Origin of the sequence: Stenomitos frigidus ULC18, from assembly GCF_003003795.1 — a bacterium.
GTDB lineage: Bacteria > Cyanobacteriota > Cyanobacteriia > Leptolyngbyales > Leptolyngbyaceae > Stenomitos > Stenomitos frigidus_A.
In genome coordinates, this window is the sequence record NZ_PVWK01000138.1 from 1 (window position 1) to 24,184 (window position 24,184).

Sequence of the window (24,184 nt, forward strand, 5' to 3'; positions counted from 1 at the left end):
GAAACGATTGCGTCGTTGACCGCCTACAATTTCATTCTCGAAGCCCTATTTGGCGCAGCTTCATATTAAAACGGTATTAGTCCCTTGAGTGTGAGCGAGACGCTCACGCCTGCGAGGAAAATGTAAGTGCAAAGCACTCGCTCCGCGTTTCTTGTATGCCGCAAGGCTTTACGCACTGTAGCTGACCCATTTGCAAACGGCTGTAACTTGAAGCGATTTAAAGGCTTCCGCCAGTGCGCTCAAGACTTCGCTGCTCTTGCTACTGCTTGCCGTTGGTGCTTCATCCGCTCAAAGCTCAGCGCCCCGACCCCAAGTGTTACCAGCAGAATGCCAAAAACCTGTATCCATTGCAGTGGATTGTTAATGAGCAAAAACGCCAATAGCGCTGTCACCACGGGTCCACTAGAGGCAACAATGGAAGCCAAGGCTGCTCCCATGTAGCGCACACCAAAGTTATTGGTCAAGTAGCCAATCAAGGTTAAGCCACCGAGAAGAATACCACCTACGACAAAGCCAGCAGGTTGATCGACTTGGACATCCGTTGGCGGAAAAAAGGTCAAGATGACGCTAGACAGCACGAAGATAGTTGAGAACTGAATCAGCGTCACTGGAATCGGATGGAGCTTCTTGAAACCAAGCTGCATACAAACGAGATAGAACGCAAACGCGATACCTGACGCGATCGCAATAAATGCGCCTCCCCCGGACATGTTACTACCCGCAGACGTGATGCCTGGTAAAGCGGTAAAAATCACTCCCAGCAAAATCGTGAACATGACGAGCCAACGCAAGCGAGTAGGGCGATCGCCAAACAAAAACCACGCCAACGGCACTGTCACGATCGGATACATAAAGAGAATTGTCACTGCTGGGCCAGCGCCAATCTGCCCAATGGCGATATAGATCAGCACTTGCGATAGAAACAGAAACATCCCGCTCCCTACTACGTTAAATAAGGGGCGACGATCGGGAGCGGTCAAAAACTTCTTCAGATCTCGCCACACCGGTGGGTATAAAAACATCGCCACGGGCACCATCAGCGGCAGCACCACTAGCATCCGTAGCCAGAGGATGAGGAGCGAGTTCCCTAAACTCAGGTGAATAAAGCCACCGAGCTTCAGGCCGCCGCCCAGCCAGCCCAAAATCACACTCTCGCGCCCAATGATGCGCACGACGACATTGTGGATTGACAGAGCCGCTGTCGAGATAAGTACCAGCACCAGCCCTAATTGAAAATGAGACAGTTCTCCCCTTGGTGTAGTGGGTAAGGGAAGTGGCGCGCCCGGTGCTTCTAGCGGAATAGGACGTGCGATCAGTGGTGATTGTGGCTGAGTATAGAAATTGCTGGGCGGCGGATAGGACTGACTGGAGGGCGATGGCGATGGCAGTGATGGATGTCGCTGAGTGGTACTGCCATTTGTTGGCGGCGATGGATAGCTGCTATCGCTGGGATAAGGGCCTTCTGCGGCATACCCAGCTTCTCTAGGATAGGCATTCTCGCGAGACACGTGAGGCGCAACTGGGCGATTGGCTTCCGTTTGAAGTTGTTCTCGCAGACGATTAATCAACGCTTCTAAAATGGCTTCGCCTTGCTGCTCCAGACTTTGCATCCGGTTAAGCTGTTGTGATAGCGAACTCTGATAGCTATTCAAATCCTGCTGTAAGGCTTTGAAGGTGGTGCTGAAGGTAGAGTCCAAGGACGCCAGCAAACGATGAGCGTTATCACTGTGACCATTGGCAGCCGTCAGAGGCATACCTGGATTAGCGGGCGAGGCAGATTGCCCTTGTTGCGTACCGGCAAGCTGGTTCAGTCGCTGGATCATGAGCGCTTGCAGATGACTGGCCAACACCTGAGCCAGTTGTTTTGCCCAAAGCTGCTGTTGCGCGATTTGCTGTTGCGAGAGGGTTTCTAACTGTCGCGATTGCAGTGTCTGGTAGTAAGACTGCAACTTATCAATATCTGATATTAGCCGTAGCTTTTCGGCTTGCAAACGGGCAACATCCCGCGAAAGCTGACCAATGACGTCCTGCTGAAGGTGGGTAAGATCCTGAGTAACGGCTTGCAGGACACGTTCAACTGTCCGAGCGCTTTCTGCCCCCGTTTCTGACTGCCCATACGGTGTATTCGATCGCGTAGAACGCTCTTCAGTCATCGGAGAATCGCCTGGTTGCTCCATGAATGGTTTCCTCCAATCTGCCAATCATCAGTGTCAATACTCATTGATCACCGTATAGCGATAAGAATTCCCCATTTGCTTGTTAAACCAATGCTTCATATTCAAATCATCCGTTCTTACGTTACTCGGCATTGAGGGAAACGATGAAGCAAAGGTGAAAAAATTTAAACGAAGACAGGCAATGTAGCGCAATGATGAACATCCATGACTGCTGAGTTGACTACAAGGAAGCATATTTACGGTCAAGCACTGTCGTCAAAGTGTCCAAAAGTTTAGACCGTTCCTTCTACGCTGAAGCAAGGAGTGAAAAGCTGCCACTACGAGAAGAAAAGTTTAAGCAGTGACAGCAAGCATTCAGGCATGGACTAAAGGATAGAACGAAATTTCAAGCGATCGCTGCTTGTCTTAATGAAACGGTAGTAACCAACGACTGAGACTAAAGATTGTTGCTCCTAAGACTGCGGCTAGAGGTATCGTAATGACCCAGGCAAGCCCGATCGAGCTCAAGGTTTGTAGACGAATCGCGTTCATCGACTGCACCAAACCGATACCAACCACACCACCAACCAGCGCGTGGGAGGTCGAAACGGGCAAGCCCAGGCGCGAGGCCAACAAAATAGTAGTCGCCGTTGCGAGTTCGGCGCAAAAACCACCGCTTGGCTGTAGTGGAATAATGCCTTCCCCGATCGTGGCAATTACCTTTTCGCCCCAAACTGCCAGCCCTGCAACAATGCCGACACCACCTAGCACTAAAATCCACAGTGGCACCTGAAAGCCTTCTACGGGAACGGTGCCTGTACGGTGAATGTATACGATCGCGGCCAACGGTGCGACTGCATTCCCCACATCATTCGACCCGTGAGCAAACGCAACAAAGCAGGCACTCAAAAGTTGAAAGCGAGCCATGAGCGCTTCGACGGGGGAGGAGGGAGGAGGGAGGGGTGAGAGGTGAAGAGTGGAGGTTTGAGTTGCGGTTCCTTTCCCCCCCGCTGCCTCTAAGTCCCTCGCCTCCCCTGCTTCCACTATTCCTGACGCAGTTAAGTGACGCCAACTAAAAAAGGTTAAACCGATCGCCCCGATCGCCCCGATCACGAGCGAAATGGTGTGTGTGGGCAATCGTAACGGCGCGCCCAAGAACCGCTCCACAATGGTGGGGAGAACAAGGACGCCAAAAGAGCTCAATAGCGCCACACTGAGCCAGGGAATCCATTCTTCGAGTTGTACGATCGCGTCTGGTTCGTCAAGAATCCAGCGTTTGATTTGGCTGTAGAACAATGCCGCGATCGCCCCGCTTACAATCGGTGTGACCAGCCAGGATAGCGTGATCACTCCTAGCGATTGCCAATCAACAGCTTGGGGGCCGATCGCCACACAGGCAACGCCAGCGATCGCGCCCACTACCGCATGGGAGGACGAGACGGGCAAGCCTCTGCTGGTCGCAATGTTTAGCCAAACGCCACAAGCAAGCAGCACAGCAACCATGCCCACCAGCAATGTCTCTGGCATTTGCGCAAACGAAGCCGGGTTAATCAGTTTTGTCGCTAACGTCGTCGAGACGTCTTGCCCAAATAGTACAGCTCCCGTAAACTCCAGAACGCCTGCAATGACCAACGCCTGTCGTAAGGTTACAGCTTTCGACCCGACCGATGTGCCCATTGAGTTGGCAACGTCATTGGCACCCAGATTCCAAGCAAGGTAGAAGGCGAGCAGGCTGGCGAGGCTCAACATGAGTCAGTGCGATCGTTCACAAAGTACGAGTGCGTGCAGTACTATCCCAATACCGCACGCACTTATGCTAAGAGAAAGTGGCTACTTCAAAGCTTTCCCTTGTCAGTCAGTTGAATGTTGCTAGCAATGTAAAGCGCTAAGAGCGAATACACCCCTGCGCAAAAACACGGACAGCTAACGTTAGAATCTTAAGCCAACGCCAGCCTGAATTGAGGCGGCGGTGTTGCCTCCTTTGCGATACGCATCGAAAGCAATGACAGCATTACCAAAGATCACTGCCTGGCTATTGGGCAAAACGTAGTCGATACCTGGCTGAATGGCAAAGCTTGTTTTGTTGCCCAGCGGCGTTGTGCGATCGTCGTCCAGAGGGACTGCCGCACCCACACCCAAGTAAGCATCTGTGCGCCAATTGATCGGTAGATCGTAGGAAATGGTTGGGACGAGTGTGGTGCGTTTGCCAATTAATGCTTGTGTCCTGATCGAAACCGGCAGTTTGAGAAACTTATAGCGAGCGGCAATCACACCTGAGGTACGTTGGGGCTCTCCTCCTGCGTCACCATCGGTTAAACCAACGGCGATACCCGCCCCTACATAGCTGCCGTAGGCAGCCTGTGCCGTTGCTGACGATGGGGTCAGCATGATGCTGGCGGCAAGTGCAGCGCCACCTAACAGCATGGAGCCGCCGCGCCAGAATTGTGTTGTTTGCCGATTGGCAACGACACGCTTGAGAAGGTTCATGTGGTTACTCCTTAACACCCACCCAGCAAGGGCTTTGTTCAATGCTTAAATTTAGCCCACTTTTTCGGCATTGAATCACTTATTTACCCACTGATGGGATCATGATGGTGTTTGGAGAATGTATTTAGAATTAAGAAGCGTCGTTTACCTGACTTGGTGCTGACTGCGTTAACGCTTCAGGTTTATCGCTCCGAAGCGGCTTAAATGAGATGATTGTGCCTTCCAGCGATCGATGGCGCTGGCGTCATAAATTGCTGCGATTCCGGTTTGATGGCGTGTTATGTCATAGTAGTGCCCCCAAAAGTTTGCCTTACTTTGCTAGTTGGTCTGTATGTCAGAGATTCTTCCTCCCTCCGAACGCTATCAGCAGCTGATTGACCAGATTGTGCAGATGACCCTGAAGGGCAATATTCGTTCGAAGGAACAGGTCTATCAATTGTTAGTTGAAGGGGTCGCTGCCGGGACTGGCGAATTGTTTGAACGCGTCTTGCAGAGTCAGGTTGAGACTATACAAGTACGGTTGGATACGGAAACGGATGAGCTAAAGCAAGCAAAAGCCGCTCGTAGCCGTCGAGCCATGCAAACAATTCAAGGCGAATGGGAGCGCTGGCAGCAACTGAATCAAGCCACAGAAGCGATCGCCAGTGTCATCCAAAAAATTATTACGGCTGAATCCGCACAACGCCTCACTGCTTTTTTGCGGGCGATCGATCCAAATCAGCCTCAATGCCTTAGTACTAGCCAACTCAAACAGCTTGCAAGTGCACTCAAGCAGCAGGGCGATGCCAGTAGCGGCGACGTACAGGAAGAACTGCATCAGTTGGCAGCAGGCATTCACCAAGGGTTGACCACATGGGAACGCGTCCAAGACCATCTAGTTAGTTGGATCTATGACCAGGGGCAAACGCTTGGGTTTGCTGGTACGCCAGGACAGGGAAATCCGTGGGCTGTGTGGGCACAGCAATTGACCAATCCCCTACTGCTTCAATTGTTTCGATCACTATCGCTCAACGAACCCACCAGCGACTTCGTTGCTCACGTGTCTGCCTTCGATCGCAGTACCTGGGTTGAATTAGTCATTCTTTTGCAATACATCCAACAAGGCTTAGTGGCCTGGTTCGATCGCCTTGTCTACGATGCCAAAGTAGGTGCCAAGTTATCGATTTCCACTTTTCTGGCGTTCTCTATTCTTTGGTCACAACTGGCACGCGGGTTTGATCAGGCAACCGCACTCAACTCGTTCCATCGCAGCCAGTTTTCAGAAGGAGCCTTTCAAGTCACGCTACAGATTTTGCGATCGTTCGCTCAGCGTCCTTACTTTCCTTTGTATGGCGGCGTATTTGCCTCCTTTCCGGGCAGCCAGTTGCGGAGCGTGGTGAATTATCTCGATGAACCGCTCCGACGGGCAGAAGGCACTCAAGAAAAAGCACGCATTCTCACCTTGATCGGCTCCTCGGAACGAGCGCAAGGGCTACTCGAGCGATCAAAAGAATTTCACACGATCGCACGAGACATTGCCTCAGAAGCGGGCGATCGTCCCTGCGAAATTGCGAATCTCAACCACCTCAGCCGTACTTGCGTTGCTCAGAAAAACTACAGCGAAGCGATCAATTACAGTCAACGAGCGCTGATCCTCAGCCGTCAGTCGGGCGATCGGTTGGGTGAAGCTAACGCTCTGGTGAATTTGGGTCATGGCGAAGTCTTTCAAGCGCAACAGGTCGAGCAAGCCGAACCGGAGGTCTACGAAGCTGCCATCAGCTATTTACAGCAAGGCTTAAAACTCGCTGAGCAGTTGGGCGACCGCCAGAGTCAAGCATTTGCGTTCAACAGCTTGGGGATTGCCCATGTCGTTTTAGAGCAACCCCAGGCTGCGATCGTCTACCTGTCAGATGGATTTAAGGCCGCTCAGGTCGCTGGCGATCTCTATCTGCAAGGACTCAATCTGGCATACTTAGCAGAAGCCTACTATCGCTTGCAAGAGATGAACCGAGCAGTCTACACCGGTTGCCTGGGGATGTATCTCCTTGAAAGCATTGCTTCTCGCGATTGGCGACAGCCTGCTGGGCTCTTGACCATCCTCCAAGGGCAGATGGGCGATGCCTTTACGGCAACCTTAGCGCAACTGCGACCCGAACTGATTGCCCTGATCGGTGTCGACGGCTATGACCATCTGCCCAGCTTGATTGAGCAATACCGACAGCCTGACTAGCATCCAATCAAGTGCCACTCTAGAAACAGGTACATTTATTCGGTTATCTCCTCTGCTACTTGTAATACTGAATGTATTAAATGTGTTTCAGGTGTTGGTGGAGATGAGTCAAATGAAAGCTTTAAGACATTGGTTAGGCATCCCGATCGCTGCTGCGCTCGCGTTGGGAACTGCGTCTGTCGCACTCAGTCAAGTGGTTGCCATTACTCCTAACTCACAAACCGTTCAATTCAACGGTACATCGGGTGGCAGCAAGCAAGATAGTAAAGGTTGCGCTGGTTCGATTGCGCCGGCTCCAAATCACGTCGTTCAGATCACTGCAGACGCTAATCTGCAGTTCACGCTTCAGGCCGCTGGTGAGCCCGCCCTGCTAATCCGCAGTAGCTCTGGTCAAGACTTCTGCGTCCCAGCAGACAGCTACTCTAATGGGAAAATCACGATTCCTGGACGATGGAGTAAAGGCACTTACTCGGTGTATGTGGGCGATCGTGCTAAGGGCCAACACCCCTATACATTGTCGATCTCGCGCAGTTAAGTTACCAAGACCGATCAAAGCGACGGTAGGAACGTTGCATCTAACGTTCCTACCGTCGCTTTCGCCTTAGCGGAATACAAGCGTTATGGGCCACATTCCGCTAACAAACTAATCCTCAATGGTTTGGGCAGGCACCTCAACTGCACTCACATCAATCGTTCCGGGTGGAGTCAGCCGACTGAAGCGCCCATTTTCCACTTTCAACGCTTCACTACAGTTCGGGCAGCTAAACTCCGTCTGATTCAAACTGACAAACTCGTAATGGCATACAGGACAGTCAGACTGGATGAGGTTGCGCTTCAGCCACCAGCGCAGCCCAAAGAAGGCAATCACTGGTGTAATGAGAATCAGCCCCACCAGGATGAAAAGTGATTTGACGAGCCAACCGAGACCGATCGCACCAAGTAGCCAAATAATGGCAAAGGGTAAAAGTAGACGGCTGACTTCAGCAAAGCCAATTTGGAGATTCTTAAAGCTATCCTGGTTCACGGCAGTCTCCTGCACAACGTAGGCTTGAATACTCCCATCCTACTGAGAAAATGCCCCGGTGCCTAATGGAAGTTCCCTACACAGCTAGGGTAGGTATCCCTACTATGAGAACGCCGTTCTGTTGTTTGCGAACAATCAATGGCCTGCTTGGAAGACCCGCTCTGTTGGCTTGATTGCGTCGCTTGAAACATAAAACAACACCCATCAAATTCTCCTACAGCGAGCCGCCACAAAGAGAATTTAACAGGTGTTGAGCACAGTCAACTGGTAATGGTCTAGGGCAAGCTAATGTCCTAAAACAAACCAAGCGTGAGCGATTTATCAATTGGAAACGTTGCGCCAATACCAAGCCAGAGAGTCACCAGCGTGCCAAAAAGGAACACAGTAGTAGCGACTGGGCGGCGGAAGGGGTTTTGAAACTTGTTGACGTTTTCAATGAACGGAATCACAATCATTCCCAGTGGGACTGAAGCCATTGCAACCACACCCAAAAGCTTGTTGGGTACAGTGCGTAGGATCTGAAACACGGGATAAAGATACCATTCAGGTAAGATTTCTAGCGGAGTTGCGAAGGGATCAGCAGGCTCACCAACGGTTGCTGGATCGAGAACTGCCAGACCAACGTTCAGCGCGATCGTTCCCAGAATCACAACCGGGAAGATGTAGAGCAAATCGTTTGGCCAAGCAGGCTCACCGTAATAGTTGTGACCCATACCCTTGGCAAGTTTGGCACGCAACTGAGGATCAGATAGATCCGGTTTTTTAACCGTTGCCATAGTAGTGTTGCTCTCCTTTTTTTCTGAAGTCAGCAGGGGGTGGACGCAAAAAACGTAATCGAGTATCACCCCCATCAAAGGGTTGACCTCGAAATAGGTCAATCAAGCCTTACAAAGGACCGGAAATACCTTGCTTCCGAATCATCAGGAAGTGCAGCAACATAAAGACTGCAATCAACCACGGCAAGACGAAGGTGTGAGCACTGTAATAACGGGTCAACGTTGCCTGTCCAACGCTAGAACCGCCGCGCAACAAATCGGAAATTAGCACGCCTACGACTGGAATCGCTTCAGGCACACCAGAGACAATTTTGACTGCCCAGTAACCGATTTGATCCCAAGGGAGTGAATAGCCCGTAACACCGAATGAGACGGTAATTACAGCGAGGATAACACCTGTTACCCAGGTCAGCTCACGAGGCTTTTTGAAACCGCCCGTTAGATAAACCCGGAAGGTATGTAAAACCATCATCAGCACCATCATGCTGGCAGACCAGCGGTGAATGGAGCGGATCAACCAGCCAAAGCTGACTTCGTTCATGAGGTATTGAACGGATTCAAACGCTTCAGCAACGGTTGGTCTGTAGTAAAACGTCATTGCAAAACCAGTGGCAAACTGGATGAGGAAGCAAACCAGCGTAATGCCGCCCAGACAGTAAAAAATGTTTACGTGGGGAGGGACATACTTGCTAGAAATGTCATCGGCGAGCGCCTGAATTTCTAGCCGTTCCTCGAACCACTGGAATGCCTTCGAGTCGGTCACCTGCTTAGTGAACATGAAGCAAGAATTCCTAAAAGATGTATGGCTGTTCCTAAAAAATGTAACACAGACGTAGGCTGGATTTCACGCGCAAAGTGAATCATTCTTCTGACCCTAGCGTCTGTCGGCACTTGCATCTGCCCACTTTGTGACCAAGTGCGTCCAAGGCTTGCGATCCTTAAGCTTGCATAAACTTTTCTAAAGCAGCCATCATGAAACGGATGCAATCAATCGATCAAGACGAAGCAAAAGCAGGAGGCAGGAGAGACAGGCTATTTTGACTTTAATTCCAGCTCAGGATCGAGCCCCAATTGCACGATCGGAGTAGCCGACTTTTCGTTCCTGACGTTAAGATTAATCACTATGAGCAAACATCTCTCTTGGGCTAGACGGCTGGCGGCGGTTCTGTTAGCAATTTTGATCGCCTTGCATTGGTCAGTGCCACAGGCGCAGGCGTTGACCGAGGAGCAAAAACTGCTGGCAGAAGTTTGGCGGTTGGTCGATCGCGCGTACGTTGATGACACATTCAACCATCAAAATTGGTGGCTTGTGCGCCAAAAGGCGTTTAAGCAACCGTTAGGTGATCGCGAGCAAACCTATGCAGCAATCCAGCAAATGCTGGCAGGTTTGGACGATCCATTTACGCGGCTGCTGAAGCCTGTGCAGTATCGGAGCTTGCAAACCAATACGTCAGGAGAGCTGACGGGTGTTGGGCTGCAGATTGCATCTGATGCGGAAACGGGCAAGCTGCGTGTCATTGCGCCCATTGTGGGCTCTCCAGCGGCACTGGCAGGCATTAAACCAGCCGATACCATTGTGAAAATTGACGGTGCGCCAACGGAAACATTCACGCTTGATGAAGCGGCAGGGCGCATGCGTGGGACGATTGGTAGCCGGGTGACGCTAACCATTCAGCGCGACAAAGAAGCGTCGTTTGACCTTGAAGTAGTGCGCGATCGCATCGAGCTGAACCCGGTCTATGCTGAGCTGCGATCGGAGCCAGCTCCAGTCAACCCAGCTGCAGCAAGCACCGCTTCAGCAAGTAAAGATGCGCCTGACAAGATTGGCTACATCCGTTTGAGCCAGTTTAATGCGAATGCAACAGTTGAGCTTGCCCACGCCATCGAACGCATGGAAAAGCAGGGTGCAGACTCCTATATTCTCGACTTGCGCAATAATCCGGGGGGACTGCTGCAGGCTGGCATTGAGATTGCTCGTCTTTGGCTCAACAAGGGAACGATCGTGTACACGGTGAATCGTCAGGGTATTCAAGGTAGCTTTGAGGCGACAGAGCAGGCCTTGACAAACGATCCCCTAATTGTGTTGGTCAATCAGGGCACAGCAAGCGCTAGCGAAATTCTGGCAGGAGCACTGAAAGACAACGGTCGCGCCACTATCTTGGGTGAAAAGACCTTTGGGAAAGGGCTGATTCAATCATTGTTTGATTTGTCTGATGGTTCGGGTTTGGCTGTCACCGTAGCAAAGTATGAAACGCCCGGTCACATTGATATCAATAAACTAGGCATCAAACCAGACGTGATCGTGTCGCTTAAACCCATTACAGGCGCGCAGGTTGGCACTCCTGCCGATCGCCAGTATCAAGCCGCCGTAGAATTGTTGACCACCCATTCGATGATTGCCGGTGCTGCTTAGTACAGAGCGAACCTACCACGATCCACTGCATGGCGCGATCGCCCTAGACGGTAGCGACTCGACCGAAGCCCTGTTGATTCGCCTGATCGATACGCCTGCTTTTCAGCGACTGCGACGTGTACGGCAGTTAGGCCCAGCCAGTCTTACATTTCACGGAGCCGAAAGTTCACGGTTTACGCACTCTCTTGGGGTGGTGGCGATCGCACGTCGGGCGTTCGATCGGTTAGCCAGCGTCTATCCCCAACTCCAGCACTATCGTGCCGTGGTGCTGTGCGCTGCTCTACTGCACGATATTGGACACGGCCCTTTTAGCCATACCGGAGAAGAAGTCTTTGGCAGCAACCATGAGCATTGGACAGGTCGCATTTTGCAAGAGTCGGCACCGATTCGTGAGGCTCTAGACGCGGTTAGCCCTGATTTATTTGAGGAGATCCTTCAGGTCTATCTCAAAAAGCATCCGCTTCCGCTCGTCTGGCAGCTCGTTTCGAGTCAGCTTGATTGCGATCGCCTGGACTACTTGATGCGTGACAGCTATTTCACCGGGGCATCCTACGGCAGAATTGACCTGGATCGGATTCTGATGGCGATGCGCTATGACCCGGTGACGCAACAACTTGTGGTCGCACGCAAGGGGATGACCGCCGTTGAGCACTACCTGATCGTGCGCTATTTCATGTATGCCCAGGTTTACAACCATCCCAAAAATATTGCGGCCTGCTGGGTCTTGCAGCAAGCATTTGTACGGGCTCGTGAGCTTTTGCAGCAGGGACATCTAGACGCTGACGCAACCGTTACGGCATGGTTATCTGGGCACTGCGATCGCCTACCTCTGGATCAGTATCTCGCTGCCGATGATGGAGTGTTTACGTATCACCTGCAGCGATGGCAAGCCAGTAAGGACCCACTTTTAGCTGATCTTTGCCGACGGTTTATCGATCGTGATCTGCCCAAAACATTGGATGTCACTCACTTGCCTGAGGCTGAACGTCAAGCCCTTTTAGAGAGGGTGCATCAGTGGCTTGCAACTGCACACGGTAACGCTTCGTACTACGCAGGCTTGCAGGTGTCGCTTAGTCGTGGCTATACCCTCTACCAGCGTGGGATTAAATGCCAAACAACTAAAGGGCTACAGGAGCTGAGCGAATTATCACCCTTAGTGCAGACGTTGACAAACCCCTATGAGCGAGCCTGGTTGATCTATCCACGCTCGCTGGAGTCAGCCCTCTTGAAAACGCAATGAAGCGAAAGCACAAGCAGAATCAGTACATTCAGTGTCAGTCCAAGAAACTATAAGTCCACAAGAAACCATAACAAAGACGAGACCATCCACTTCAAGGACATATTCAAGTACAGACTTTGCGCTTTAGCGTTTGCACGTTACCGTCTGTAGATGTTCAAATGTAGGTGTAAATGTTCAAATGTAGGTGCTCAACTATCGTCTATAGAGTTTCAAAGCTAGTAACCACATTCACAACTGGGTGCCCGCAACGTGACGGTTAGCTGCAACTTAACCGTCGATCAGCAATCTACAGTAATCCACTGTGGAGGAGGCTAAGGGGCTGTAAAGAAATAACGTCATGGACTGTAGCGGTCAGCCATCAGCGGTCAGCGGTCAGCCATTAGAGAAAAGCTGATAGCTGATAGCTGATAGCTAAGCCAAAAGTATGCAGTTATTTTTTAACAAGTCCTAAGGGCGTATCATTAGGCTCTAGGTACTGTTCGGAGATACTTTTCTCAGGGCTGAAGTGTAGTCCTCTGCCCCTGCTTTGCTGTATGGGATTACAATTACAGTCCATACATTGGTCTTACAGCCCGTTGTCTGACCGTCTTAGCCCGTTTTTTCTTCCCCAGGGGCTAGACTAGCGCAAAGCCATGACCGTTTCAGGTGTTTTCTCTTTACTTTATGGTCATATGCAGGTTCCGTCAGCCAACGCGATGTGCCAACTACCCCTTACCCTAGAGCCAGGAGCGACTATCCTGGAGGCGATTCAGCGTTTGAGCCAAAGCCAGGTAGGTTGCGTTCTGGTGCTGGAACAGCAGCAATTGGTCGGTCTTTGCACAGAGCAGGACTGTTTGCGGGCGATCGCGACGGGCGTTGACCCAGAAACAACAACGATTGCAGACTTCATGACGCGATCGCCCATCACCCTTAGAGATTCTGAAGCGTTGAGCACTGCGTGGCAGGTCATGCAACACCACCGCCTTCAGCACTTGCCCGTTGTGGATCAGACTGGACAAGTGTTGGGAGTGTTGACAGAGCGTAGTTTGCTGCAAGCAGTGGATCCAGATATCTGGCTTGAAGCGCCTACTCAACCTTTGCCGTCCGGATCGTCTGCCTATGAGCGGGAGGGCATTGATCGCCGCCGCTTCTACGACCAACTGCAACTCCGAGCCCAGCGTGAAGAAGCCCTGAATCGTGTCATTCAAGCCATTCGAAATTCGCTGGATTTGGATACTGTGTTTGGCACAGCAACCGCTGAAATTGCTCAGTTGCTCCAGGCAGACCGTGCCGATATCATTCAATATTTACCAGCACGTCCTGTTTGGAAGGTTGTTTCGGATAGTCACTACCAAGTGCGGCTGACCAGTATTGCAGGTATGGAGTTTGCGGATGATGCCAATCAACCGATCTCTCAACTGAAACAACTGGAAGTGGTGCAGCTAGAAGACGTTGCCCAACATCCCGATGCAACGGTCAGTCAGTATGCTCAGTTTCTCCCAGGAACATGGCTCTTAGTACCGCTACATTTTGAGGCAAAGCTGTGGGGCTGCCTGGCACTGATTCGAGATCATCAACAGCCCTGGCAAGAAGCAGAAGTCGAACTAGCTAGAGCCGTCGTTGACCAACTGTCGATCGCAATTCAGCAGTCTCAGCTTTATCAGCAGGTGCGGCAGCTGAACGAAACCCTGGAAAACCAGGTGCAGGAACGTACGGCACAGCTTCGCAAAGCGCTTGACTATGAAGCCCTATTGAAACGCATTACTGATCGGGTGCGTGACAGCCTGGATGAACGTCACATTCTGCAAACAACGGTACAAGAATTAGCGGCTGAGCTAGACGTTTTATGCTGTGATACTGGTCTTTATGACCCCGAATGCAGCACAATCACCATCTGCTATGAGGCCATTCGGTCAGACAATTTTGCGACAGCGAAGGGGGCCGTCATTTCCTTAGAAACCCTGTCAACGATCGGCGAGCAAACACTACAGGGACAATGGATACAATTTTGTTCTCTTAGCAGTCCACTAGATGCATTCCGCGCAGTAAGCCATCGGTTTACGATTTTGAGTTGCCCTCTCATCGACAACCAGGGCATTTTAGGAGATATGTGGCTTTTCCGACCATGCGATCAGTGCTTCGACGATTCGGAGATTCGACTGGTACAGCAAGTGGCAAATCAGTGCGCGATCGCCCTCCGCCAATCGCGCCTTTATCAAGAAATTCAGGCGCAGGTAAGCAACCTGGAGCAGTTGAACTACCTTAAAGACGATTTCCTCAGTTCCGTTTCCCACGAACTGAGGACACCCATGGCAAATATTAAAATGGCGACTCAAATGCTGGAGATCCTGTTTAAGCAAATGGGGGTTTTCAACCACGAGTCAAGCCGCATTTCCCAATATTTCAAGGTGCTTCAGGATGAGTGTCAGCGTGAAATCAATCTCATTAATAATTTGTTGGATCTCTCTCGCGTCGAGTCTGGAGACGATCCCTTAACATTAACCACTAAAGATTTGCAAAGCTGGATTCCTGGCATTGCAAACGTATTTGTCGATCGCGCTAAGAGCCAACAGCAAACTCTTCTGGTGGAAGTACCGTCCCGTCTGCCGCCATTAACCACTGACTTTTCTTACCTGGAGCGCATTCTCACTGAACTGCTGCACAACGCATTCAAATACACACCACCAGGTGAAACAGTCGGTGTCTTTACAATCACGACGAGCAATCACTTGCAAATTCACGTCCGTAACACAGGTGTTGAGCTTGGCAAGAACGAGTTAGACCGTATCTTCGATAAGTTTTACCGCATTCCAAACAGCGATCCCTGGAAGCATGGTGGTACCGGCTTAGGTTTAGCGCTGGTCAAACGGCTCACTGAGCATTTGGGAGCCAGCATTCACGCTGAGAGCGAAAACGGTCAGACAACGTTCATCATTACGTTTCCGACAGAACCAATGTAGTTTGACGAAGCCAATGGAATCGGACGCTCCATAGCACGTCCCTACAGAGAGGCAACCGCTTCTACCACTTGCCGTGAGAGAAAGGGGAGAATCGCTTCGTTTTGACTATGGGCAGTGCCTTCTGTAAAAACGACTAGCAAATAAGGGCGAGCATTGGGCAATTCAATATAGGCAGCATCGTGGCGCACACGGCTCATTAGCCCTGCTTTCGACCAAAGCTGCGCGTCTAACGGTAGCCCCGCGCCGAGAAAACCAGTAACCTGATTTTCTGGATCAGCCGCCAAGTCATCGGGTTTGAGCGATCGCTGCATGAGTTGCATCATGGACTGCGATCGTGTCGCTGAGGTTGCCACACCGCCCACAATGCTATGCAGCAAGCGTGCCGTAGCGGTCGTGGTGAGCCGATTGCGGTTATCCATCAACTCGCCCAAAAAGGCCCGTTCGCGCCCATAGGCACCATCGCACCAGGTTTTTTGGTTGACATTAATAGTGTCTAGCTCCGTCCAAGCGAGCGACTGAAAGTAGCGGTTCACAATATTTCGCTGCTGCTTCCAGGTTTCGAAGGGCGCTACAGGCAGCTCAGGGCCACTTGTGGTGCCAGTCAACATGTCTACGGCCAGACTAGTCGCATCGTTGCTGGAGTCCACAATCATATCTTTCATGGCTCGCTCTAACTCAGGCGATGCTTGCACCATGCCTTGCTCCAACCATTCATGGATTGCCACCAGGTAAAACAATTTGACCACGCTGGCAGGATAGATGCTCTCAACGCCACGATAGCTAAAACCACGCGGAGAATATTGCCAGAAGGCCTCGGCACTCAAAGCACCGCCCGTATTTACCGGAGCAGGGGGATCGTATACCAACCAGGTGAGCGCCAACTGGTTGCGAGCCAAACCAGGAAACTCCGCCCAAGCTTTGTCCAGAAGGCGATCGCCCAACGCTTCCAATTGCTCGTCTTTATGAAAAAACATAGATGCTTAACCTCAGCCGTCCCAGCCTCATGAATCTCGACTCAACACTCAACACGTCCCTACCCGCTCAATCGCTCAACAAAAGGCACGATCGCCCGTACGAACTCTGTTGTCGCTTCATAGGGCAGCACATTGCGTCCAGGAAGCTTCGTGCCTTCACTGTTGGGTAAGCAAGCCAGATAGTCGTGCAACCGCTCGTCTGGGGTTTCTGTCTTCCCTTTACGACTGATGCTAGACGCCTGTTCGCCCATCGCGACCAACGTTGGCTGAGCGATCGTAGCTAGCTTAGCGGTATAGTCCTGTCGCCAGAAGCCCGCTAAAAAAGAGAACACTGCATGACGGCTGGCCAAATCAGCCGATCCCTCCTTGAGCATTGCTAACCACTCTGAATCAACGGCATCCGATGTGGCGAACAGTTGGCGAATGGAAAAAGATTGGAGGAATTGCGATCGTCTCGCATAGCGGTAGAACCCACCACCAAGCGGCGAATTGAACAGATTCCAACTGACCCGCTGTTGCCAGGCTGGGTTGGCTTTGGCAAGCAATGTGCGAGCGGGTGGGCCACTCATCACTAAGCCTCGGATCAGATCCGGTTGTCGGTGGGCGAGTTCGATCGCCACTGGTAGCAAGGCTCCCTGCACCACCAGCACAACAGGTGTTTGAATGACGGTTTGCAGAAAGTACTGCAGTTGCTTTGCCCAGTCCAACGGATAGTACGCAATCTGTGGCATGGCACTCTCGCCGCAACCGAGCAAATCGGGATTATAAATCAGGTTACGCTGCCCTGTGCGATACCACTCGTTGCAAAAGCGCTGCCAAAACGTACGCGATAGCCCTACGCCGATCGGATGAAGTAAGAGTAGCGGCACGCCGTCTGGTGAGCCATCGGGAGCTAGGCGATCGTATGCACAACGATAGTTCTGCCAGGTGTAGAACAGAGTCTGCATGCCCACTGGAATAGTCGTCGAAGGTTGAGGTTGCATACCTACTAGGATGCAACATTTTGGCGTACTTTGACGTAGCTGAAGCAGAGGCGTCACCTGTAACATCCTTACGGAGGAAAACTTACGTAGCGACTGGCTGCTGGAGTGAGCAGATTTGTCAGAACTTTACATCAAACCGGATTTGCGTAAAGCAATCATCAAATCTTACGGCAAGGCTACGTAGACAATTCAGTTTTCGCTGCTAACAAGCTAGCATCCGTCTAATCTCATCGATTCACCTGGTTCCATTTAAGAAGCCACCAAAACATTCCAGGGATTAGCATGCTTTCCATTAAAATGAGTGCCAGCAAAGCCACGGTTGGGCGTATGCGCTCGCTCAAATCCAGGCTGACTCGTAAGCTACCTTTTTCAACGATTCCAGTTGAAGTGCTAGCAGGCATTACAGTCGCTCTGGCGTTGATTCCAGAGTCGCTTGCCTTTGCCGCGATCGCCAAAGTGAACCCAATGGTAGCGCTCTACACCTCCTTCAGCATGGCGGTTGTAATTGCGCTGGCAGGCGGTCGCCCAGCCATGATCTCAGCCGCTACGGGGTCAATGGCGCTGCTGATGACAACATTAGTCGCTAAGCACGGTGTGGAGTATCTCTTTGCGGCGACGATTCTGACAGGAATCATTCAATTTTTGATTGGTCTTTTCAAGCTTGGACGCTTCTTTAGTTTCATCCCTCAAACGGTCATTTCAGGCTTTGTGAATGCTCTGGGCATCTTAATTTTTGTGGCACAGGTGCAGCAATTACCAGGAGAGTCCTGGCAGGCCTATGTCATGGTCGCCGCAACACTTGCCATTGTGTATGTCTTCCCTCGCCTGACGAAGGTTGTACCGTCGCCATTGGTGGCCATTGTGGCGATGACCATTGTCGCGATTGTCGCTCAGCTACCCATTCATCGAGTGGGTGATATTGGCGCAATCACGCGTAACCTGCCTGTCTTCCATCTGCCTAATGTCAGCTTTTCACTGGAAACGCTGGCGATTATTCTGCCCTATGCACTGACGCTGGCGATCGTGGGCTTGCTGGAATCACTGCTGACCGCTGCCCTGCTGGATGACCTGACGGATACCCGCAGTTCCAAAGACAAAGAAGTGCGGGGTCAAGGCATTGCGAACATGGTGACTGGCTTTTTGGGTGGTATGGCAGGTTGTGGCATGGTCGGTCAGTCGATCATCAACGTGCGATCAGGCGGTCGCCATCGGTTATCAACAGCCGTCGCGGGAGCCTTCCTGCTGTTTTCCATCTTTGTCCTGCGGGACCTCGTACAGCAGATTCCGATGGCAGCGTTGATTGGCGTCATGATTATGGTGTCGTTTGAAACATTTGACTTTAGCTCCCTCAAGAGTCTGCGCACCATGCCGCTAGGTGAAGTGATCATCATGCCTTTTACGGCCGCGATCGCCTTATTGACCCATGACTTAGCTCAAGGAGTGCTTGCAGGCGTGATTTTGAGTACGCTCATGTTTGGCTGGCGGCTTGCCCAAACGCGCATCACCACGTCTGTTGATCAGGATGGTACGAAGCTTTACGTGTTGTCAGGGCAACTGTTCTTTGGCTCTGCTGCTAGTTTGTTGGATCGCTTTACCTACAGCGCTGATCCGCACCGCATTGTGATTGACTTTAGCCGCTCTCACGTATGGGATCATGCAGCAGCCGTCGCGATCGCTAAAGTCGTGGCTAAATATCATCGCCTTGAAAAGCACGTATCCTTGGTGGGACTCAACCCAGACAGCGATCAAGCCATCCGTCGCGCTGGCGTACCAGAGTATGCGATCGTCCTTGATGACGATGCCAGCTTGATCGCTTAAGCGGTGCCACTTTATCGCTTCTGGCAGTAAGGGCAATAGTAAATGCGGCGACCGCCAGCAATATCTTTCACGATTTCTGTGCCACAGCGGTAGCAGGGCTTGCCATCGCGGTTGAAGACGTAAAAGCGATACTGCTGGCGACCATAGCCTTGTTGTTTGAGTTGAGCGACCATTGCCAGGTCGTTGGTAATACCTTTAGTAACATATGATCGGCGGCTGACGGCGATCGCGCCGTTCGCCAATGCTAGAATCTGTTCTGCGGTGCAATCGATGGGTCGTAGCGCCGGATTCACCTTGGCAACGAATAAAACCTCACTGCGCAGATAGTTGCCTAACCCACACAGAAAGCCTTGATCGAGCAGCAGACTGATTAACCCACGACGGTAGAAGCGTTTTTCTAAAAAGCGTGCTTGTACTTGCTCGACAGTAGTGGCGTCGTCCAGTACATCCGGCCCCAAGCGGCTGAGAAAGGGATGACTGGCGATTTGCTCATCGGTGATGACATCAATGTCTGACGCACTGTAAAGCAGGGCAGCTTGTTTTTGCGTGTGGATTGCCAGTCGCAGTTGGCGATTTGTCACGGGATAGGCATTGGCTTTTTTGATATACCACTTGCCGTAAAGCTGGTTATGGCTGTAGATATTGAGCTGATTCTGGAAGCGAATCAGCATCGCTTTGCCCTTGGCTTGCACTGCCCAAATCTGTTCTTTGGCAAGAATGTCTTCGTAAGGTTGCAGTCGTTCAAAGGCAAACGAAATGTTGATGAGCGGTTTTTGCACGATCGCGCGTGCCACAGCATCAGCGGCTTGTTTAATTTCGGGTCCTTCAGGCATGAGAGCGGTTAGAATACTATTTGGGTGGGAATCCGACACCAATTTTGATGATTCGTCTGGTGGACCGAGCACAATCTAGCGCCTGGTTCGGTAATGGTCTATTGCCCAAACTCTAGCCGCGCTTGCTCAACCAGTTCAACGGTAATCACATCCAGTTCGGCGACGCGTGCCAGGTGCTCGATTCGCTCTCTGGCTTGAGTGCGTACAAAGAACGGAATGTTCTGTAATTTTGCCTTGGCTTCCGGTGTCCATTTCGGAGGGTCTACCATAGCGAAGTCTGCCTTTGCATTGAGATCTGAAGCTGGACTTATTCTACCGGAATCTGTTATGCCACTTCGCTGTACTGGTGCTCGCCTCACGCTGGCATCGCGTCAGTTTACTAAGTTAGTGCTGTTCTATCGCCAGTTTTTGAGCCTGGAACCAGCGGTACTCATCCCCAACGTTTACGCTGAATTCCATCTACCCACGTTGAATCTAGGTATTTTTCACCCCAGAGAGATTCAAGCCCCACTCCCTACTCCCCAAGACCCCGCTGGCATGAGCCTGTGCTTAGACGTGGACGATCTGGAGGCCGCGATCGCGCATTTGACGCAACTCGGCTATCCTCCACCAGGAGAGATCATGACAGCGTCTCACGGACGAGAAATCGATGCCTATGATCCAGAGGGCAACTGGTTGATCTTGCATCAAGCCGCGCTCACCTACAATGAGGGCTAGTTCGCATCGATCGCGGCTATGGTACTCTAGGCCAACCATTCACTGACGTTGCAAGCCTGTCTCAAGCTTTCTCCAGGCGAGGGTGATGTTACGTGTAGATGCGCTCTTTGAGGGGTTAAAATTCACTGCAGAGCAAGTGTTTCAGCAAGCAGGCATCCCGTTGGATGAGCAGTAGAGCGTTATGGTTAAATTTGGGGTGATTGTCTTTCCCGGTTCCAATTGCGATCGCGACGTGGCGTATGTTACTCAATCGCTGTTACAGCAGCCCACGCGCATGGTCTGGCATGAGGAAAGTGATTTGGCTGATTTGGATGTCATCATCGTTCCCGGTGGTTTTAGCTATGGGGATTATTTGCGGTGTGGGGCGATCGCCCGCTTCTCGCCAGCCATGCAGGCAACGATCAAACATGCGGAACAGGGAAAACTTGTCCTGGGCATCTGCAACGGCTTTCAAGTGTTGACGGAAGCAGGATTATTACCAGGCGCACTGGTGCGAAATCGAGATTTGCATTTCATCTGCGATCGTGTGCCCCTACGTGTGGAACGAACCGATCTGCCCTGGACGCAGCACTATCAAAGTGGAGCGGTCATTACATTGCCGATCGCGCATGGTGAAGGCAACTACTACGCCGATGCAGACACGCTGACAGAGCTAGAAGTCAATGGGCAAATCGTGTTCCGCTACGCCACAGCCGATGGCAGCAATGATCCATCCAGCAATCCCAACGGTTCACTCAACAACATTGCTGGGATTTGTAACCGCAAAGGTAATGTTTTAGGCATGATGCCGCACCCAGAACGCGCCTCTGATTCGCTGTTGGGTGGAACAGACGGGATGCGATTGTTTGAAGGGATTTTGGCTGCGATGGGCGATCGGGTGCGTGCTTAAGCAAAGGACTGCCCAACTTGGGACGCGATCGCTTAAAAGACGTTTGAAAAAGCAAAAAAATCCCTGACATGAAGCCAGGGATTTGATCAGGGTGCATCTACCACTCCACTCTTCTGGTAATACGGATGCCATCAGGAAGATTCTTGTGATTTCTGGCGCGATCGACTCTCAAGCTGCTGGTGACGGCTAGAAACAAAAAAATCCCTGACATGAAGCCAGGGATTTGATCAGGGTGCATCTACCACTCCACTCTTCTGGTAATACGGCTGTCATCAGGAAAAATCGCAATTTTTTGAGGCAAATTGGTTCAGTAGTAGAGTGTGCTTCGACCATAGAGCCTTCAAGGGCTTTAACTTTAGAGGCAGACATCCATCTCCAGTCAAGGTTCGCTACAATTTGGATTGCTGCATATCATCCCTTGGTTAAGAATGTGAGGCTAAGAGTTGTTTTAGAGCCAAGTGACGAAGGTGGCTACACGGTCTATGTACCATCGCTGCCTGGTTGCCTTAGTGAAGGCGAAAATATTGATGACGCATTGTCTAACATTCAAGAAGCGAGCGAACTCTACCTGGAACCACTGGAAGACGAGATTACCTTTGAGGATGGCACTATTGTAAGAGAGTTGGTTTTGTGAGTAGGTTCCCAGCCTTTCTTATGTACAGATTGTTGCTGCATTAAAAAGAGACGGATGGGCAGTTGTCCGCCAACGTGGTAGCCACATTCGCTTAGAAAAAGCACTACCCAGTGAAGTTCTCAAAATCACTGTCCCTGCCGACCCGTCAAGCAATCGACGTTAGCTCATATCTTGAAGCAGGCACGTATGGATCTAGATCGTTTCCTAGATTTGTTGTGATGATTCTCACCATTTAACTCTCACCTTCCTGCTGGAGCAATTTATCTTTCGAGTCGTCCCAATAAGCGCTATACGTCCAGATTTCGCTGTTGCCCTTGGGTTCCATTGACCAGCGATAAATTGCCGCTTTGGGTTCAACACCGATTTCGATGAGCTTGGCACCCATGTAGTAATGCATCTGCTCTTTCGTGCGGGTCTTGAAGAAGTCTGGTTTGCTGGCCTCGATCGTGCGGGTAATGTGTGCCTGAGTATGCTTTGCCATTGTGTTGCTTGAATAACCGTCGTTAGTCTCAAGGATAAAAGCTTACGCGCGTTGATTCCACTGGTCGGCGGCTTCGGCGATCGCCTGATCCACTGTTTTCTGCCCCAGCATGGCAGCCTGCAAATTATCGTAGATCACTTTTTGAAGCTGTTTCACGTCCTTCATGGCTGGAATCAACACTTCTGCATCTTTCATCTGCTTAGCGCTGATGATACGGGCTTTATCTACCGGTGTAGCATCAGCGGGTGCGGTTTGAAAGTAACTGTCCTGTAAGGCTTTGACCGTAGAGGGTAGCACGTTTGCAGCTTTGGCAAAGGAAAGCTGGTTAGTGTCATTGGTGACGAAGAGCGCAAACTTGAGCGCAGCTTCAGGTACATCAGTATCTTTGGGAATGACCACATTCATGACCGCGACATTTTTCTTGCCCGTCTCGCCGGTAATCTGGGGCGCAGAGGCAGAGGCTTTGGCGATCGTCGGCGCATTTTTGGCGATCGTGTTTAGGAACTCTGCACCGGAGGCAAGGATAGCGGTTTGTCCCTGCTGATAGAGGTCGATCGCGTGGCGATGGCCCTCTGTGAGTGCTTCCTTCGGCATCAAACCGTTTGTGTACAAATCAACCCAGAACTGAAACGCTGCCTTGCCTTTAGGCGTGTTGAACGCCGCTTTGCCCTCTGCATCGACCAACTGCACACCCATCTGCACAAAGGACTCCAGCACCTCGCCGGAGTCTTCGGGTACAACCGTGGTGAAGAAAGCGTATTTACCCGTTTTAGCTTTAATTTGCTTGGCGATCGCAGCCAGTTCAGCATAAGTAGCAGGCGGCTTGCTGACACCCGCTTGCTGCAACAAGGCCGTGTTGTAAATGGCTACTCGCGTGGTTAGATACCAGGGAATGCCAAAACTTTTCTCGTTAAGCGTACTGGCTTTCCAAATATTCGGCAGATATTGCTGTCGTTCAGCCGGAGAAACCTTCTCATCCAGGAGCATCCAGGCATTACGCTGTGCCAGTTGGGAGGCAAAATCGGGATTCAGATTCACCACATCAGGAGCCGTTTTAGCCGTTACAGCCGTCAGAATTTTGCGCTGCATGTCTGCCCACGGCACATCAACCCATCGAATTTTGGTTGTCGGATTTTCTTGCTCAAACTGGGCAATGAGCTTGTTGAAATAGTCGGTGAAATCAGGCTGAAGCTGCATCGTCCAGAATTCGACTTCTTGCTTGCCTGCGGTTTGCCCATTGTTGGCATCAGGCGGTGCGCCCGTGCCACAGCTAACCAGCCAACTAAGCAAAAAGCCCAGCAGCGAGAAAATACCGACTTGTTTCCAGGTTTTTGTCCGACTCATTGCGCGTAAGTAACTGGGTGTTGTTGGATTGAAAACAGCTTCGAGGATTGCAAGGCTTCGATCGAGGATGTGTCTCGGCTACAGATTCTTTCCTTGTGCTCGTCGATCGCCTCGTTTAGTTTAGAGGATGCCGTGTGGCTCATGGGCGATCGCGACTGCAAATCGTAGCCTAATTCTCTCTTTTGGTAGACGATGATTTAACTGAAAGTGCCTATGCTCGATCCTCACACGTCATGACGTTATACATCGCTCAGACGAGAGGAATTT

At 51.2% G+C, this 24,184-nt stretch carries 23 protein-coding genes; 10 read left to right on the forward strand and 13 right to left on the reverse strand.

Translation table 11 applies throughout. From position 1 onward, the window contains the following. Positions 1-239 precede the first annotated feature (239 nt). The 3 genes from C7B82_RS25115 to C7B82_RS25125 form a co-directional block, all read right to left on the reverse strand. On the reverse strand, positions 240-2,177 hold the full coding sequence (locus tag C7B82_RS25115) for a DMT family transporter (protein WP_245940086.1): 1,938 nt from the start codon (positions 2,175-2,177) through the stop codon (positions 240-242). A 405-nt stretch (positions 2,178-2,582) separates the two neighbouring features. Next, positions 2,583-3,905: an inorganic phosphate transporter gene (locus C7B82_RS25120; RefSeq protein ID WP_106259502.1), complete on the reverse strand. Its 1,323-nt coding sequence runs from the start codon at positions 3,903-3,905 to the stop codon at positions 2,583-2,585. Positions 3,906-4,085: 180 nt separating this feature from the next. Then, positions 4,086-4,643 (reverse strand): porin family protein, encoded by a 558-nt coding sequence (locus C7B82_RS25125; protein WP_245940087.1) that lies wholly within the window; start codon positions 4,641-4,643, stop codon positions 4,086-4,088. A gap of 331 nt (positions 4,644-4,974) precedes the next feature. On the opposite strand from C7B82_RS25125, the gene C7B82_RS25130 reads away from it, so the two are divergent. Then, the gene (locus C7B82_RS25130) at positions 4,975-6,852 is read left to right on the forward strand and encodes a tetratricopeptide repeat protein (protein WP_106259503.1); all 1,878 of its coding nucleotides are present in this window, start codon (positions 4,975-4,977) and stop codon (positions 6,850-6,852) included. A gap of 112 nt (positions 6,853-6,964) precedes the next feature. Further along, entirely contained in the window at positions 6,965-7,387 is a 423-nt protein-coding gene (locus C7B82_RS25135; RefSeq protein ID WP_106259522.1) for a hypothetical protein, read from the forward strand. Positions 7,388-7,495: 108 nt separating this feature from the next. Here the strand turns inward: C7B82_RS25135 and C7B82_RS25140 are convergent, their stop codons facing one another. The 3 genes from C7B82_RS25140 to petB all read right to left on the reverse strand — a co-directional run bounded on the left by C7B82_RS25140 (position 7,496) and on the right by petB (position 9,430). Beyond that, positions 7,496-7,876: a hypothetical protein gene (locus tag C7B82_RS25140; protein WP_106259523.1), complete on the reverse strand. Its 381-nt coding sequence runs from the start codon at positions 7,874-7,876 to the stop codon at positions 7,496-7,498. Between the two features lie 293 nt (positions 7,877-8,169). Then, positions 8,170-8,652 carry a cytochrome b6-f complex subunit IV gene (gene petD, locus C7B82_RS25145; protein WP_106259504.1) on the reverse strand — a complete coding sequence of 161 codons (483 nt, stop codon included), beginning with the start codon at positions 8,650-8,652 and terminating at the stop codon, positions 8,170-8,172. Between the two features lie 109 nt (positions 8,653-8,761). Next, positions 8,762-9,430 carry a cytochrome b6 gene (petB, locus tag C7B82_RS25150; protein WP_106259505.1) on the reverse strand — a complete coding sequence of 223 codons (669 nt, stop codon included), beginning with the start codon at positions 9,428-9,430 and terminating at the stop codon, positions 8,762-8,764. Positions 9,431-9,775: 345 nt separating this feature from the next. Here petB and ctpA point away from each other — a divergent pair, with 345 nt between their 5' ends. The 3 genes from ctpA to C7B82_RS25165 all read left to right on the forward strand — a co-directional run bounded on the left by ctpA (position 9,776) and on the right by C7B82_RS25165 (position 15,244). Then, a complete protein-coding gene (gene ctpA, locus C7B82_RS25155; protein WP_106259506.1) occupies positions 9,776-11,065 on the forward strand; it encodes a carboxyl-terminal processing protease CtpA in 1,290 nt (429 codons plus the stop codon). After that, positions 11,055-12,305, forward strand: coding sequence for an HD domain-containing protein (locus C7B82_RS25160; protein ID WP_106259524.1), 1,251 nt, complete (start codon positions 11,055-11,057; stop codon positions 12,303-12,305). Before ctpA ends, C7B82_RS25160 begins: the two co-directional genes overlap by 11 nt. A gap of 632 nt (positions 12,306-12,937) precedes the next feature. Beyond that, positions 12,938-15,244 (forward strand): GAF domain-containing protein, encoded by a 2,307-nt coding sequence (locus C7B82_RS25165; protein ID WP_106259507.1) that lies wholly within the window; start codon positions 12,938-12,940, stop codon positions 15,242-15,244. 41 nt (positions 15,245-15,285) lie between these two features. Here C7B82_RS25165 and C7B82_RS25170 read toward each other — a convergent pair whose 3' ends face one another. After that, positions 15,286-16,218, reverse strand: a complete 933-nt coding sequence (locus C7B82_RS25170) for a serine hydrolase (RefSeq protein ID WP_106259508.1) — start codon at positions 16,216-16,218, stop codon at positions 15,286-15,288. 59 nt (positions 16,219-16,277) lie between these two features. After that, positions 16,278-17,201, reverse strand: a complete 924-nt coding sequence (locus tag C7B82_RS25175) for an alpha/beta fold hydrolase (RefSeq protein ID WP_181357662.1) — start codon at positions 17,199-17,201, stop codon at positions 16,278-16,280. Between the two features lie 282 nt (positions 17,202-17,483). Here C7B82_RS25175 and C7B82_RS25180 point away from each other — a divergent pair, with 282 nt between their 5' ends. Then, on the forward strand, positions 17,484-19,019 hold the full coding sequence (locus C7B82_RS25180) for a SulP family inorganic anion transporter (protein WP_219904691.1): 1,536 nt from the start codon (positions 17,484-17,486) through the stop codon (positions 19,017-19,019). Positions 19,020-19,030: 11 nt separating this feature from the next. Here the strand turns inward: C7B82_RS25180 and nei are convergent, their stop codons facing one another. Both nei and C7B82_RS25190 read right to left on the reverse strand, forming a co-directional pair. Beyond that, positions 19,031-19,852 (reverse strand): endonuclease VIII, encoded by an 822-nt coding sequence (gene nei / locus C7B82_RS25185; RefSeq protein WP_106259509.1) that lies wholly within the window; start codon positions 19,850-19,852, stop codon positions 19,031-19,033. Positions 19,853-19,950: 98 nt separating this feature from the next. Then, entirely contained in the window at positions 19,951-20,121 is a 171-nt protein-coding gene (locus tag C7B82_RS25190; protein ID WP_106259510.1) for a PCP reductase family protein, read from the reverse strand. A 58-nt stretch (positions 20,122-20,179) separates the two neighbouring features. On the opposite strand from C7B82_RS25190, the gene C7B82_RS25195 reads away from it, so the two are divergent. Continuing rightward, positions 20,180-20,569, forward strand: a complete 390-nt coding sequence (locus C7B82_RS25195; protein ID WP_106259511.1) for a VOC family protein — start codon at positions 20,180-20,182, stop codon at positions 20,567-20,569. Positions 20,570-20,750: 181 nt separating this feature from the next. After that, positions 20,751-21,458, forward strand: coding sequence for a phosphoribosylformylglycinamidine synthase subunit PurQ (purQ, locus tag C7B82_RS25200; protein WP_106259512.1), 708 nt, complete (start codon positions 20,751-20,753; stop codon positions 21,456-21,458). Positions 21,459-21,555: 97 nt separating this feature from the next. On the opposite strand, the gene C7B82_RS32680 is transcribed toward purQ, so the two are convergent. After that, a complete protein-coding gene (locus tag C7B82_RS32680; protein WP_181357664.1) occupies positions 21,556-21,696 on the reverse strand; it encodes a hypothetical protein in 141 nt (46 codons plus the stop codon). Between the two features lie 192 nt (positions 21,697-21,888). On the opposite strand from C7B82_RS32680, the gene C7B82_RS25205 reads away from it, so the two are divergent. Both C7B82_RS25205 and C7B82_RS34825 read left to right on the forward strand, forming a co-directional pair. Then, positions 21,889-22,092 carry a type II toxin-antitoxin system HicB family antitoxin gene (locus tag C7B82_RS25205; protein WP_106259527.1) on the forward strand — a complete coding sequence of 68 codons (204 nt, stop codon included), beginning with the start codon at positions 21,889-21,891 and terminating at the stop codon, positions 22,090-22,092. Positions 22,093-22,120: 28 nt separating this feature from the next. After that, positions 22,121-22,255: a type II toxin-antitoxin system HicA family toxin gene (locus C7B82_RS34825; protein ID WP_422632148.1), complete on the forward strand. Its 135-nt coding sequence runs from the start codon at positions 22,121-22,123 to the stop codon at positions 22,253-22,255. A 69-nt stretch (positions 22,256-22,324) separates the two neighbouring features. Here the strand turns inward: C7B82_RS34825 and C7B82_RS25215 are convergent, their stop codons facing one another. Next, on the reverse strand, positions 22,325-22,573 hold the full coding sequence (locus C7B82_RS25215; RefSeq protein ID WP_106259513.1) for a hypothetical protein: 249 nt from the start codon (positions 22,571-22,573) through the stop codon (positions 22,325-22,327). A 42-nt stretch (positions 22,574-22,615) separates the two neighbouring features. Further along, positions 22,616-23,917 (reverse strand): ABC transporter substrate-binding protein, encoded by a 1,302-nt coding sequence (locus tag C7B82_RS25220; protein WP_106259514.1) that lies wholly within the window; start codon positions 23,915-23,917, stop codon positions 22,616-22,618. Between the last annotated feature and the right edge of the window lie 267 nt (positions 23,918-24,184).

Excerpts from the sequence above, each read along its gene's own strand:
- C7B82_RS25130 (WP_106259503.1), top strand. The coding sequence starts at position 4,975 with ATGTCAGAGATTCTTCCTCCCTCCGAACGCTATCAGCAGCTGATTGAC.
- C7B82_RS25135 (WP_106259522.1), top strand. The coding sequence starts at position 6,965 with ATGAAAGCTTTAAGACATTGGTTAGGCATCCCGATCGCTGCTGCGCTC.
- C7B82_RS25165 (WP_106259507.1), top strand. The coding sequence starts at position 12,938 with ATGACCGTTTCAGGTGTTTTCTCTTTACTTTATGGTCATATGCAGGTT.
- C7B82_RS25120 (WP_106259502.1), bottom strand. The coding sequence starts at position 3,905 with ATGTTGAGCCTCGCCAGCCTGCTCGCCTTCTACCTTGCTTGGAATCTG.
- C7B82_RS25115 (WP_245940086.1), bottom strand. The coding sequence starts at position 2,177 with ATGGAGCAACCAGGCGATTCTCCGATGACTGAAGAGCGTTCTACGCGA.
- C7B82_RS25220 (WP_106259514.1), bottom strand. The coding sequence starts at position 23,917 with ATGAGTCGGACAAAAACCTGGAAACAAGTCGGTATTTTCTCGCTGCTG.
- petD (WP_106259504.1), bottom strand. The coding sequence starts at position 8,652 with ATGGCAACGGTTAAAAAACCGGATCTATCTGATCCTCAGTTGCGTGCC.
- petB (WP_106259505.1), bottom strand. The coding sequence starts at position 9,430 with ATGTTCACTAAGCAGGTGACCGACTCGAAGGCATTCCAGTGGTTCGAG.
- C7B82_RS25125 (WP_245940087.1), bottom strand. The coding sequence starts at position 4,643 with ATGAACCTTCTCAAGCGTGTCGTTGCCAATCGGCAAACAACACAATTC.
- ctpA (WP_106259506.1), top strand. The coding sequence starts at position 9,776 with ATGAGCAAACATCTCTCTTGGGCTAGACGGCTGGCGGCGGTTCTGTTA.
- C7B82_RS25180 (WP_219904691.1), top strand. The coding sequence starts at position 17,484 with ATGCTTTCCATTAAAATGAGTGCCAGCAAAGCCACGGTTGGGCGTATG.
- purQ (WP_106259512.1), top strand. The coding sequence starts at position 20,751 with ATGGTTAAATTTGGGGTGATTGTCTTTCCCGGTTCCAATTGCGATCGC.
- C7B82_RS25175 (WP_181357662.1), bottom strand. The coding sequence starts at position 17,201 with ATGCAACCTCAACCTTCGACGACTATTCCAGTGGGCATGCAGACTCTG.
- C7B82_RS25195 (WP_106259511.1), top strand. The coding sequence starts at position 20,180 with ATGCCACTTCGCTGTACTGGTGCTCGCCTCACGCTGGCATCGCGTCAG.
- C7B82_RS25215 (WP_106259513.1), bottom strand. The coding sequence starts at position 22,573 with ATGGCAAAGCATACTCAGGCACACATTACCCGCACGATCGAGGCCAGC.
- C7B82_RS25190 (WP_106259510.1), bottom strand. The coding sequence starts at position 20,121 with ATGGTAGACCCTCCGAAATGGACACCGGAAGCCAAGGCAAAATTACAG.
- nei (WP_106259509.1), bottom strand. The coding sequence starts at position 19,852 with ATGCCTGAAGGACCCGAAATTAAACAAGCCGCTGATGCTGTGGCACGC.
- C7B82_RS25170 (WP_106259508.1), bottom strand. The coding sequence starts at position 16,218 with ATGTTTTTTCATAAAGACGAGCAATTGGAAGCGTTGGGCGATCGCCTT.
- C7B82_RS32680 (WP_181357664.1), bottom strand. The coding sequence starts at position 21,696 with ATGCACCCTGATCAAATCCCTGGCTTCATGTCAGGGATTTTTTTGTTT.